The sequence below is a fragment of the Nocardia sp. NPDC056564 genome (assembly GCF_042793755.1).
Lineage (GTDB): Bacteria > Actinomycetota > Actinomycetes > Mycobacteriales > Mycobacteriaceae > Nocardia.
In genome coordinates, this window is the sequence record NZ_JBHTUR010000001.1 from 609,838 (window position 1) to 622,195 (window position 12,358).

Genomic DNA, 12,358 nt, shown 5'->3' on the forward strand with positions numbered 1-12,358 from the left:
CGCATAGCTGCATGGACCTGGGGCGCACCAAAACGCTCGGTGGTCAGTGGTCTGCTGAACGCCGCTGGCAGTCAACGTGTTTCGGTGTAGCGGGCTGCCGCGTGGGTAGCGCTCCTGCTCGATGCCTATGCTCCCCGGTGGCTCGCTTCCATCAGAAGCTTCGTCGGTCCGGATCGAGCTCGCAGCACTGATCCCGTTGTCGGCCAGGAGATTGCGACTCATCTACAGTGCCGATGTCCGCCCCAACTGTGGCACGAGGTGTGTCCCATCGGCCGCTATTTCGCGAGTCACCGGCCGGCGCAGCGATCGCGCACTTACCGCGGTGATACTACTCAGGAATTTGCACTGCGGTAGGTGCCCGGCGTGTACCCGACGACGGCGGCGAAGTCTCGGGTGAAGTGAGCCTGGTCGGCATAGCCGAGGTCTGCGCTGAGCTGGGCCAGTGACGTGGCGCCAGTGTCGATCAGCATCGCTGCCTCTTGTAAACGGAATCTCTGGATAACCCATTTTGGCGAGACTCCGATATGGGTTCGAAAGAGTTGCTGTAGATATCGCTTGCCGATGTTGAAGCGCTGCGTGATGGAGTCGACTGTGGTGAGTGTCCGGTCCGTCTCGATCGCATCGATGATCGAGTTCACAAATAGAACTCGTTCTGGAACTGAGCGGACGTGGGCGCGGATCACCGCTTCGGCTCGCGCGACCGACACGGGGAGAGTGATATCGAGAATGTCGGCCGATACGACGCGCTCTGTCAGATCTCTGACGGGTATGGAGCTGAACAGCCCGAACGCAGCCGGGCGCAATGTGATCCCAAAGATCTCGCCGGCTCCGGTCAGCCGGCGGTGGTACTTACCTCGGGCAACACCATGAACCCGGCCGACGCCACCTTCTACAACCAGCTGGATACAAGGTGGCGGCAGTACGTCGATATTATGCCCGCGACCAGCGGAGAGATCCCAGCGCACGTGCCAGAAGTGGCTAACGACATCGGTCAGATCCGGGGGAGATGGACTCATCCGTTCGTGATATGCGCCGTCCCCGGCGCCGGGGTGCAGCAGTCCGGTCATAACGACATTATGCGCGTTTGTTCAAGACTGCGCTGATGAGGCTTCGTACTGTCGAGGACATGACTATTGCACGCGGCACAATCCAAGCCGAAACCTGGAATCAGACGCCGTTCTCACAAATTGATGACACGGTCGCGTTGACGACGATCAGCGGCACGGATCGCTACGTTGGTGACATCGAAGGGACCGCTTCGATGTCCGGCGTGACCTTCGGGGGTGCCGAGGATTCGGGCGTCTTCTATAGTCTTCAGCGCATGGAATGTGTGATTAGTGGGCGAAAGGGCACGTTTGTCGTCTTGCTGACCGGCACGTTCGATCCGTCTAGTTACGGAGCGGAAGCCCGGGTTATCCCGAACTCTGGCACTGGCGAGCTCAAAGGCATCAGCGGGACCGGCAGGTTGGAGCCCTCAAGCGATGGGTACACATATACCCTCGACTACACTATTTAGATCCTTTCCCTGGTCCCCGGACTTATTACGCGGTGCATCGAGGTCACCGTGTATGGTCCGGGACTTGGCTTCGTCCAGTCTGCGTCGCGAATCGTGGTTCGTGGCCCCAACCGTGATGGCGTCACGTGACGTAATAAAGGTGTTCTGATGCGATGGTCGGGATCTGGACCGTTTGGCTGATGATCGTCACTGCTGGTTGCCTCAGCGCGATAATGCGCGCCGGGCTGCCCTACGGCCGACTCGAAACCTGGCGGTAAAGCGTAGGTTTACCGCCAGTGGGAAGAGTTCTGCGTGCCACCCGCAATGACGGACTACGTTGAGGAGGTTCCTCGGAACGGGAAAGCGTGGACAGTCTTCAACTATTTATCTGCCCATTGCCAGAGGTGAGGATGCCAGCGATGCAAGACCGTAGTGTTCGACTGCACCTGTCGCCCCTACTGCTCGCCGTTGCCACGTTATTGGTGGCAGCCGGGGTCGCGGTAGGCGGCAAGATGTACCTTAACCGGTCTGCCGATCTCAAGCATCATGTCGACGGAACCTCTGCCTGGATTCCGCACGCCTTTTTGTTTTCATTGGCGGTCGTCGGAATCATCGTGATAATTCTTCAGCGTGGCGCGGCTGCTGCTGTTCGCCTGCTGCTGGCGCCGCTGAGTGTCAGCGCTGTTCAAAGACTGACAGTGACGGTGCGTTCTGCGCTCCGGCACCCGACCGCGTTGTTGCGGATAGTGGGTAGCCTGCTCCCTATTGCCATATTGTTGTATAGCCCGTTTCGTATGGGTATGCAGATCCTTGGCGGCCTCGACCCGAACTTCACCGCCAACGCGTGGGGAGGGCCGGGTTATCTGGGTGCAATGGCGTGTCATTATCTCGACGGGGTGCTGCTGATGGCAGCGGCCGCGTATCTGCTGAACCTACTGCTGATGCGCGCGACGCCTGAGGATGCATAACCGTTGCTACTTGTCGGTGCGTGTCCAATACGGATACCCTCTCGGGCGGTGGATCCTATGTGCACCGGTGGCCCCTCGCGCTCCTGCGCTATTTGCCGCCTTTACACGCTCAGATGAGAGTTGTTCGATCAGCGGTTGCCCTATGCACGTGGACGTATTGCAGTCCGAGCCCGTTAGTGCGCGATGATCTAGCTGGGCATGGTGTTCTGCCGGCTAGTTCACGATCAACCGAAGGGTGTCGCGGAAGAGATCGTCGAGATCTCGGCCGGGTTGGAAATATTCTGTGATGGCGGCTGTAATCGTGGGATGCCGTCGGCCGAAGTCATCGGCGTCGAAGTCGGTGTGCGAAGCAAGGCCAGGTTTGGCGGCCTGTTCTTCGAGGACGTGTCCGATGGTGAATCGCTCGACTGCCAGCACTCTGAGGCGTGCTTCGCGTAGCGGGATATTGCGCTCTACCAACGTTTTCATGGCTAGTTCGGAAATACCTGCCATTCGCAAAGAGAGATGTGCGGCGGAAACGACTCGTGCTCCGTCCGGGTGAGCGAGCAGTGCCTGCCGAAGACGTTCGCCGAGATGGATCAGCCAGTCTTGCCACGGCTCATCCTGTCGTGGTGGTTGCAGCGCGGTGAACTCCTGGGCCAGGATCTCCTCGGCGAGTGCGGTGACGAGTGCGGCCTTGTTCTCGAGGTGCCAGTACAGCGTTGGTGCTTGTATCCCCAGCCGTTGGGCGAGTTTGCGTAGTGTCACGCCGTCTAGGCCGGCTTCGTCCAGTAGCGCAACGGCTTCCGTGACAACTCGCTGCCTGTTCAGCGGCATGTTTACCTCGCGATCAGTTCCTTGTGCAGTCCACTCTAACACTGTTAGTGTGGACGTCTAACAGTGTTAGAGTCTTGAGTGAAGGGAAGAGCGTTATGAAGGCGGCGGTATTACATGAAGTTGGGGGAATTCCGTCCTATCAGGACTTTCCTGACCCGGTCGCTGGCGAGGGTGAGGTCGTTATCGAGGTCAAAGCGGTAGCTGTCGAGAATGTCGACAAGATGATCGCGGCTGGACAGCATTACGCCTCCGAGCGGTATGTGGCACAGTTGCCTGCAATACCAGGTTTCGACGGGGTGGGTGTGCTGCCTGATGGCACTCTCGTCGGCTTCGCGAACCCGATCCAGCCCTACGGAGCGTTGGCGGAGAAGACCGTCGTGCCCAGCGGCAACGTCACAGCGGTGCCCGAGGGTCTGGACCCGGTGGACGCGGTCGTGCTCAGCTCGGCCATGCCGGCGATGAGCCTTCGGTTCGCCGCCCGGTTCGAGCCCGGAGCGACAGTGTTGATTCAAGGTGCCACTGGAGTTGCCGGGCGATTGGCGGTGCGGGTGGCCCGCCTGCTCGGTGCTGGCCGAATCGTCGCAACTGGCCGCGATGATGAAGCGTTGCAAGAGCTGGCTGCTCTGGGGGTGGACAGGGTGATCAACACCGCCGTTCCCGACGATCAACTCGTTCAGGCGTTCATTCAGGCGAAGGGGGACGGTTATGACGCTGTCCTCGACTTCCTCTGGGGTCGGCCAACCGAACTCCTGTTGCGCGCGCTCGTTCCCCGCGAATTCACGACCGCCAAACCCACGATGGTGGTACAGGTGGGCGAATCGGCTGGGCCGGTGGTTTCCGTCGCCTCCGCGAGCCTGCGGACGTCAGGAGTCGAAATTTGCGGTGCGGCAAAAGGCGCCAATCCGGTCTCTATGACGGAGTCCTATCAACAGATAGTCCAGTGGACACGAGCGGGCGAACTAACTTTCGACGTGGCGCCAACCCCGCTGAACGAGATCGAATCGGCCTGGCAGAGAACCGATTGGCGGGGACGCCGCCTCGTCGTACTGCCCTGACAACCGCTACCTGTATGCCGCCGAGATAGTGCGTACCCCAGAGGCTCGGCGTGACTTCTGCGGCGTGGGGCGCCAGATTCGTCAGGCCTGTCGTCGCCCTCGGAAACCGCCTGCGGGCGCCCGGCGATGCGAGGCATGTGACGGGCTCGCATGAAGGTGCCATTCGTCGGTAGCAGTGTTCCGATGGCAGTGCCGAAACCGGCTCGTTTCCGCGTTGAGTTGCGGGTTTGACTGCCCGCGAATTGGGAGCTTCCCAGTGGTGGGAAGCCGATCGTGGTGCGTGATGTGGGCAGTCGGGCAGACTTCATCGTCGGGTGAGATCCTCGTCCCGACCAGAGACAAAGTCGCGGTTCGCTGAGCGAGGACGCGGCCGCGGCGGACAAGTTGCGGTGGCGCCGACGGCCCGTAGATAGGAAGTCGTTCGCGTGGTGGTCGTGCTGTCGACGAGGGAATGTCGGTGTAATCGTGCCTGGGCATCGGTTCCCGGCTCGAGCTTGATAGGTGGAGCTGATGACGACTTACGGTACAGGCGTTCGTCCAGATGCTGCGGTACTACGTGCTTCGGTGGTCGGGCTGCATGACGCGTGTACGGCCGCTGCTGATCCCAGGGTGGCGGCGTTCGCCCCGGGCGTAGCGAATTCCGTACTTACGCCGTTGAACCGATTGCTCGGTGACGAGGCGGATGAGGCGACAGTCCAGCCCCTTTCTGTGAGCGTTGACTCCTCTGTGCTCTGGGCTTTGGCCGAAACAGCCACCCGTTTGTTCGCTGAGGACGGTGCGACCGAGTTCGCTGAGGCCGCGGCTGCGCTGCAAGATCTGGCGTGCCGCTGGGATGAACAACCGGACGAGTCGGTTATCGAGTCGAACCTGGCTCGGCTCGCCGCATTGACCAGCGACCGGGGGGCGTTCATCCGGACCGCGAAGAATGGTCCCTATTTGGTTTTGAATGCGACGGAATTGACCGACGGATTCGGCTGCCCGCTCGCGGTGCGACCACTGCTGGCGCTGTGTCGCTGTGGTGAATCGAACCGCAAACCCTATTGCGACGGTAGTCACCTCGACAGTGGATTCACCGACGAAGTGAGCCCCGATCGGCAACCCGATCGGCGGGATACTTACGTCGGTCAACAAGTGACGATTCACGACAACCGCGGCATATGCCAGCATTCGGGTCTTTGCACAGACCGCCTCGGGACGGTGTTCCGGGCGGGAGCCGAGCCATTCGTCGCACCCAGTGGTGGGCGCATGGACGAAATCATGCGTGCAGTACGCGATTGTCCGTCTGGGGCACTGAGCTTTTCGATGGACGGCGTCGAGGCCCGTGGGTCTGTCGACCATCACGATCGCCGCCCCCAGAGCATCATGGCCACTGTCAACGGTCCGTACCGGATAACGGGAGGTCTCCCGTTGCAGGACGCGGCGGGTGACGATCTGACGCGGGCGCAGGGTGCCTCGCGTGAGCATTACGCACTGTGCCGGTGCGGGAAGTCGCAAAACAAGCCCTTCTGCAGTGGTATGCATTACTACGTCCAGTTCACTGACCCGGTTTTGTCCGAGGACGAGACTCCCAGCATGTTCCGCTGGGCTGGTGGCTTCCCGGCCTTCACGCGTATGACCAAGCTGTTCTACGAGAAATATGTGCCCGAGGATCCGCTGCTGTCGACGGTGTTCTCGAATATGTCGCCTGATCATCCTGAACGAGTTGCCGCATGGCTGGGTGAGGTGTTCGGTGGTCCGACGCGGTACAGCTCGGGGTATGGCGGGTACAAGCGGATGCTGTCCGAGCACATAGGCAAAAAAATAACGGAGGAGATGCGCGCACGATGGGTTGAGCTGCTGCTGCGGGCCGCTAGCGATGCAGAGCTACCGAACGATCCCGAGTTCCGGTCGGTATTCCAGTCCTACATCGAATGGGGGTCGAGACTGGCTGTGGAGAACTCGCAATCCGAATCGCACCCGCCGGAGAACATGCCTATGCCGCATTGGGATTGGAACACCACAGCCGGCCCGCCTGGCATCAGGGTGTCCGCGTTGGCGCCGGTCGAGGAGGTGGCACCGCAGGTCGCCCTGCCGAGTCCGGACGAGACCGTTAGCTTCGATGCGCATATCAAGCCGCTGTTCCGGCCACGCGACCGCAACTCGATGGTGTTCGCATTCGATCTCTGGTCGATCGACGATGTGCGAGTCCATGCCCAGGCGATCTTGGACCAGGTCCGACAGGGTGCTATGCCTTGCGATGGTAAATGGCCGGCGGCTTGGGTCGAAACATTCGAGCTTTGGATCGAAACGGGCACGCCCGAGTAGGAACGGAATCACTGGCTGGAGGTCTTCTCGGCAGGCTTATCGACGCGTATGATCTGCTTAATCGTCAGATTCTGCCGGTATCGGCCGCATCCCCTTTGTTGGCTTTTGCGGCGATCGAGCACCGGGCGGATTGTCTGTTCAGTCATACTCCCGATATCGACATGTAATGTGGAACAACTGTCTACGCTGTGATAAATTGCTGCCTCTGGATTCTCGAGACGTTATCGACCAGCGGGGCAGTCCGGGCCGTTCTGGGAAATATGGATCGCATCGATTGGAGGCATGTTGGATGCATCTTGTCGGTGCGTTATGAGTGTCGTTGGCGACTACTGCTGCCGCGTTGGTTGCTGTTGGCCGTCTGGCCCATTCCAAGTGTCGTTTCGGTGGGGTGGATGCTCGTACTCCAGGATGCGCTCCCGGGTCGGTGAGTGTGGTACGCGTGGATTAGCAGTTGCGTACACACGCTATTGCCATCGCCGTTTGTGGCATGAAACGCTGACGTAGTCACCGCCCTTGCGGCGGTGTATTGACGTAGCCAACGTCATCGTTAACGGCCCGAACCGGCCGTTGGGTCGGTCGGCGACGAGAATCTGCCTGATAGCGGTGATGACGTGCTCGACGATGTCGTCGTGTTCCCAGGAGTGGGAGGACGCCAGGGAGGGGTGAAGAGTATTCATAGACAACGCCCAGGTCTCATCTCTGAAGTACAGAGAAGCAGCTGCGCAGCCTTGGGCGTGCCCAGCTTTACCCTAAGGAGCCACAATGACTGTTGTTACCACCATCGACGTTTATGACATGCCCAATTCGGAGTATCGTGCGGTGCTCGATGAAATGGGGGTCGAGTCCAGGCCGGAGCCTGGCATCTACCTTCATATAACCGCCCAAACCGACTTCGGCTATAGAATCATAGAAATCTGGGAGACGCAGGAGGGCTTCGAGAACTTCGCTCGTCGGCGCATGCTTCCCGCTATGGAAAAGTTGGGCATCGACCGCAAGACCGAGATCACGATCAAACCCCTGCACAATATCTTCGCGCCACGTTTGGAAGAGCTGCCGGCCCTCCTCGACGGGCTGCCTGGCGCTCCTAACTCCTGACCAATCCATCCGCTGGACTCATCCGCTGCGCAAGTCAGCCCTTCTGAATTGCTCTAGGGTGTCGGGAGACCTCTCCGGACACCCTAGAGCGATTCATTCTGGCGGTTCGATCTCAATCGGACGGTAGCCGATCAGGGGTTCGAGCCGATTCGCCGTCGATGGGACCGTCTGCCCGTACCGCGACGGTCAGCGCGACCGCTGTCGCATTCAAGATCATTTCTGATGTGGCAGACACCTGATCACCTATCGAGGTCAACTGCATCGTCACGCACCCAATCAGAGTCGAAAGTTCGTCGGTCGCCTGGTGTGCGTTGCGCCAACAGACAGCATCGCGCCACCACGGATTGTCGGTCGACCAGGCCCAGATGACCTCGCCGACGAGGATGCAGTCACAGGTATGGACATATAAGTGCTGTTCGGCCGAACAGGACGATATTCCATTTCATAAGTACCGTCGGAGTCCAAGTACGTCTGAATGTAGTGTTGGCTTCACGTTCCACGACCAGGAACGGATTGTCCGGATCGGCAGGATCAGCGAGCAGCTCCTCGAGTAACTTCTTGGTCAGATACGGCAAGATAGTTCCGTCACCGACGTTGACGAGGACATCAGCACGCCCACGTGGGTGTATAGGCGGTGGGCCTGGGGGTCCCACACGGCTGGGTCGCGCTTTCGTCAGTTCCAATACCGAACATAGATTGTGAGTAAGGCTCGGCGACCAAGTCGACACGATGACACCCGGAGTATCTGCTGTGGTCTCGACTGACAGAAAGCCATCCTCTGGCGCTGTGGCGATGATTGATTTCGGCGACGGAGTCGCACACGGGTAGTGCGCATCGCAAGGTAAATCTCAACAGCTTGTTCGACTGAAGCCACCTGGTCGGCCGGTATCACAGCAAAGTCATAACTTGTAGCACAACCTACCTGCTGAATCCCTATCGCTATCCGTACCTGCGCGACGGTGACGTGCTGGAGGTCGAGATTGAGATCGGGGGGTATCGGCCGGTCCGGCGTTGCCGCAACGCCGTCACCGTGCCGGCGGCAGCACGACCGTAACCTCCGTCGATCATTGCGTGGCAAGCACTTCCAGTGCCCGATCCACCTCTTCGACGGTGTTGTACAGGTGGAACGAGAAGCGCAGCCCTCCGTTGCGCGCCGACGCGATCACCTCCGCCTCCTCCAGCCGCGGCGCGGCGTCGCCCGCGCCGGGCACGGTGACGATCGGTGACCGGTTCGGCACCGAGGTCAGCCCGATCTCGGCCAGCCCGGCGCGGAAGCGGTCGGCCAGGTCGAGGTTGTGCGCGCCGATCTTCTCGACGGTGAGCTCCTCGATCAGCGAGATGCCCGCACTCGCCGCGATCACGCCGAGCCAGTCGGGCGTGGAATCGAAGCGCCGGGTGGTGGTCGGCAGTTTGGTCGGGTTGTACAGTTCGGCCCATGGATCCGCGGCCGCGTACCAGCCGGGCCCGACCGGGCGCACCGACTCGGTCGCCTCCGGTCCCGCGGCGAAGAAGGCGACGCTGCGCGCGCCGATCAGCCACTTGAACGTGGCGCACACCCAGTAGTCGGCGTCGGCGAAACTCAGCGGCAGCCAGCTCGCCGCCTGGGTCGCGTCCACCAGCAGCCGCGCGCCATGTGCGCGGGTCGCCGCCCGCAGCGTCGGCAGATCGGTCATCCGCCCGTCCGCCGACTGCACCACGCTCACCGCGACCAGCGCGGTCTCCGGCCGCACCTCCTCTGCCAGTCGCTCCAGCGGCACGGTGCGCACCGCGAGATCGCCGCGGTGCAGGAAAGGCATGGTGACCGAGGAGAACTCGCCCTCGGCCACCAGCACCTCGGCACCGGGCGGCAGCGCGACGGCGACCGGGCCGATCAACTGCGAGGCGGCGCTGCCGAGCGCGATATCGTCCGCGGTGGCCCCGGTCAGCAGCCGGGCGTAGGACTCGCGCAGCTTGGGGATCAGGTAATCGTTCGACATCGGAACGCCGCGACCGGCCGCCCATCGGGCGGTCGCGTCGCGACCGGCGGCCAGCGCGCGGGCGGACGGCAGCCCGAACGACGCGGTATTCAGGTAGGTGACTTCGGCTGAGAATTCTTCGGGCGCAAGGGAGAACATACATAGGAGCATCCGCCGCTATTCCGGCTCCGTCTAGCACCAGCTTCCCAAAATTGGACCGCCCGCTGAAGTTCGTCAAATAGTCATCATCGTCGCGGAAATGATCGTTCACCAACGTGGCGTGTGACCTGTGTGGATTCTATCAACGTGGTGTCGCTGGGCGCCGTCCGCAGGCGGGCCAGCCATACGTCGAACACTGCTCAGGTACGAAAAGACGTGTGCAGTAACTGGTTGACCCCAGCCGAGGAACGGCTGGCAACCGCTGCGGCCTCTCGGCCGGCAGAGCAGTCAATCTACCCCATGTGCGTTGGGTGGGCGCTGCGAGTCAGCGGTGCGCGTTGGGTTCGATTGTTAGATCGAGATTTCGCGCCTGACCGTGAAGTCGAGCTGATCTCCGGCTGCGACCAGAAACCCCGCACTGGGGTGTAGGCGACTTGTGCCATACCCGCGGTTGCGTAGTGTCGGCGAGCATGCAGGCCGCCCGTAGTTGTGCATATAGGTGCCCTCGTCCCCCGATCGGATCAGCGATGGCGCTGTGGGCGGATCATTTGTGGACAGGGAGTTTGGTGTACCGAGGCCGATATCGCATGTTCGACAAGGGGGAACGATGTCACGCAGACGAAACCACAGCTCAATCGAACTCGCAGGGCAGGCTCCTCTCGGTAAGGCTGATTGTCGCTGACGTAGGTCGCACACGGCGTCGTCTGCGACCTGTTGTCACTCGTGGGCACACGGAACCGGCTTCTTGCTCGCTTGTTCGATCTAGGGTCGATGTCATGGACGAACTCAAAAAGGAAATCAATGACTACCTCAGTCGTTATGCTGGCGCCTTGACTGACTACGACGCCGCAGTAGGAGCGTCTCTGTGGGGATGCCCGGAATGATCCTCGATGACCGCGACGTGGGGACCATCGAATCGCGGGAAACCATGGCTCAGGCACTTGAGCGGTCTTTTCCGTTGTATCGCAAGCTCGGCCTGGCCTCGGTCCTCGGTCGGGCACGAATTCGTGGACTGTGACCAACTCACCGACAAGATCTTCCTCGTCAAAGTTCGGTGGTTGTTCTGCGATGCCGCCGGCAACCAGTTGACCGACGGCACCAACCACTACATTCTCCGACGCGACGATGACGGCTTGCATGCCTACGCGTGTGTCCCGGTCGATGAGTCGGAAGGGCTGCAAGCCCTCGCTGATGTCCGTGGTGTCGACCTCTCTGCAGAGTGGACATCGGATGACGGTCGAAATCGAAGTGGCGGTGTGTCATGAGCACATAACCCGCCCGCTGCAATCCGATGCCACCGGTCGCACGCGGTCTATCGGGGACCGCCCTGCCTGGAGAGATGCTGTAGAAGCTTCTTTCTCAGGGGCCTCGATTTCCAATCCGTACCGCTTGGCATCTGGCGCCTAACAGTCCCGACAGCGTCTGTTGGCGATGATCCATATCTAGGGCATGGGTCGGCTTCGCTCGATGCTCGTCCTCTTCCAATAGACATACATGACACATAAGGTCGATCGGTAGGGTAATTCCGCAGAATGATGAGTTTTCCAGGATATCATGAAATTCGCGCCGCGCGAGGGTCGAGTGGAATGCAGCGGGAACAAAGGCGGCATGCCATGGTCGGCCCGCGACATATCGGCCTGAAGATCGCGGATCTTACCTCCAACTACGACAGATTCAGTAGTAAGGAATGCAGCCCAGCTTTTTGAGTTCCCTGAGGCGGTCGATTACGCCGTCGACAACCTTTTTAGGCAAACCAACCTCACTCTCATCCAGAACCCCTGCGCCTACCTCGTAGAGACCCGCACGCAGACGCTTGATATCAACCGCGTTGAGACTGTTCATCATCCCCTCACTCAGTGCACGTCCTCGATAATAATGGACGGACTCGCTCCTGATGACAACTGGTCCTTCGTGGAACGACAGGGCATTATCGTAGGCTACCCCGGTCGAATAGTTGAAGTCCCGATCGGTATTCAGGATGAGGTAGTCGAGCACAGCAATCTTCTCCGACTGAGAGTTATGTCCTCCATGCGGAAACAGCGGTCTTGCGTTAAGAGAACGGAATTCCTGAACAGATCCGATCCCGTCTGGCCCGCGTATCATTGCGGTAGGTGGGACCACTCCCAATCCAACGGCCTCGTCGACCCGGTACGCAGCCACCTCTCTCTTGGCATACTCTCCCCGACGGCTAGGAATCGTCGACCTGAGACCGAGCTGCTCACCGGACACGGGCTTGTAAACATTGCGGTTACCATCCGTGGATCGCAAGAGACGCGCCGAATTGCTCACTCCGATCTCTGTTCTTTCACCTGGAAGCGGTGCGACAAGACGACGTGCCGCCATCGCACGCTCCGCTACGCCGGGTCGGTATCTTTGCGGCCGTGACCTTAGAGGGCGTACGTGCCGCGCGTTACGATCTGACTCTGGGCGCGTGCGCTGGCCCATTTGGAAACTGTGATCAACTGCCGACGTTTCCTTGGCCGCTGCACGAGCTGAATCGCGAGCACGTTT

The 12,358-nt window shown here is 60.5% G+C and carries 9 protein-coding genes; 5 read left to right on the top strand and 4 right to left on the bottom strand.

All coding sequences use genetic code 11. The features are described 5' to 3' along the window. Nucleotides 1-332 precede the first annotated feature (332 nt). Nucleotides 333-1,067 carry a helix-turn-helix domain-containing protein gene (locus ACFQ9K_RS02670; RefSeq protein WP_378713473.1) on the bottom strand — a complete coding sequence of 245 codons (735 nt, stop codon included), beginning with the start codon at nucleotides 1,065-1,067 and terminating at the stop codon, nucleotides 333-335. 59 nt (nucleotides 1,068-1,126) lie between these two features. On the opposite strand from ACFQ9K_RS02670, the gene ACFQ9K_RS02675 reads away from it, so the two are divergent. Continuing rightward, the gene (locus tag ACFQ9K_RS02675; RefSeq protein ID WP_378713474.1) at nucleotides 1,127-1,516 is read left to right on the top strand and encodes a DUF3224 domain-containing protein; all 390 of its coding nucleotides are present in this window, start codon (nucleotides 1,127-1,129) and stop codon (nucleotides 1,514-1,516) included. Between the two features lie 398 nt (nucleotides 1,517-1,914). Beyond that, the gene (locus tag ACFQ9K_RS02680; protein ID WP_378713476.1) at nucleotides 1,915-2,463 is read left to right on the top strand and encodes a hypothetical protein; all 549 of its coding nucleotides are present in this window, start codon (nucleotides 1,915-1,917) and stop codon (nucleotides 2,461-2,463) included. 213 nt (nucleotides 2,464-2,676) lie between these two features. Here the strand turns inward: ACFQ9K_RS02680 and ACFQ9K_RS02685 are convergent, their stop codons facing one another. Beyond that, complete coding sequence (locus tag ACFQ9K_RS02685) at nucleotides 2,677-3,279, bottom strand: TetR/AcrR family transcriptional regulator C-terminal domain-containing protein (RefSeq protein ID WP_378713477.1); 603 nt, start codon at nucleotides 3,277-3,279, stop codon at nucleotides 2,677-2,679. A 74-nt stretch (nucleotides 3,280-3,353) separates the two neighbouring features. Here ACFQ9K_RS02685 and ACFQ9K_RS02690 point away from each other — a divergent pair, with 74 nt between their 5' ends. The 3 genes from ACFQ9K_RS02690 to ACFQ9K_RS02700 all read left to right on the top strand — a co-directional run bounded on the left by ACFQ9K_RS02690 (nucleotide 3,354) and on the right by ACFQ9K_RS02700 (nucleotide 7,733). After that, nucleotides 3,354-4,334 carry a zinc-binding alcohol dehydrogenase family protein gene (locus tag ACFQ9K_RS02690; protein WP_378713479.1) on the top strand — a complete coding sequence of 327 codons (981 nt, stop codon included), beginning with the start codon at nucleotides 3,354-3,356 and terminating at the stop codon, nucleotides 4,332-4,334. Nucleotides 4,335-4,844: 510 nt separating this feature from the next. Further along, on the top strand, nucleotides 4,845-6,638 hold the full coding sequence (locus tag ACFQ9K_RS02695; RefSeq protein WP_378713481.1) for a CDGSH iron-sulfur domain-containing protein: 1,794 nt from the start codon (nucleotides 4,845-4,847) through the stop codon (nucleotides 6,636-6,638). A 762-nt stretch (nucleotides 6,639-7,400) separates the two neighbouring features. Further along, nucleotides 7,401-7,733, top strand: coding sequence for a hypothetical protein (locus tag ACFQ9K_RS02700; protein WP_378713483.1), 333 nt, complete (start codon nucleotides 7,401-7,403; stop codon nucleotides 7,731-7,733). Between the two features lie 1,064 nt (nucleotides 7,734-8,797). Here the strand turns inward: ACFQ9K_RS02700 and ACFQ9K_RS02705 are convergent. Together ACFQ9K_RS02705 and ACFQ9K_RS02710 are read right to left on the bottom strand one after the other, a co-directional pair. After that, nucleotides 8,798-9,847: an aminotransferase class V-fold PLP-dependent enzyme gene (locus ACFQ9K_RS02705; protein ID WP_378713485.1), complete on the bottom strand. Its 1,050-nt coding sequence runs from the start codon at nucleotides 9,845-9,847 to the stop codon at nucleotides 8,798-8,800. A gap of 1,674 nt (nucleotides 9,848-11,521) precedes the next feature. Continuing rightward, nucleotides 11,522-11,842 (bottom strand): hypothetical protein, encoded by a 321-nt coding sequence (locus tag ACFQ9K_RS02710; protein WP_378713486.1) that lies wholly within the window; start codon nucleotides 11,840-11,842, stop codon nucleotides 11,522-11,524. Nucleotides 11,843-12,358 lie beyond the last annotated feature (516 nt).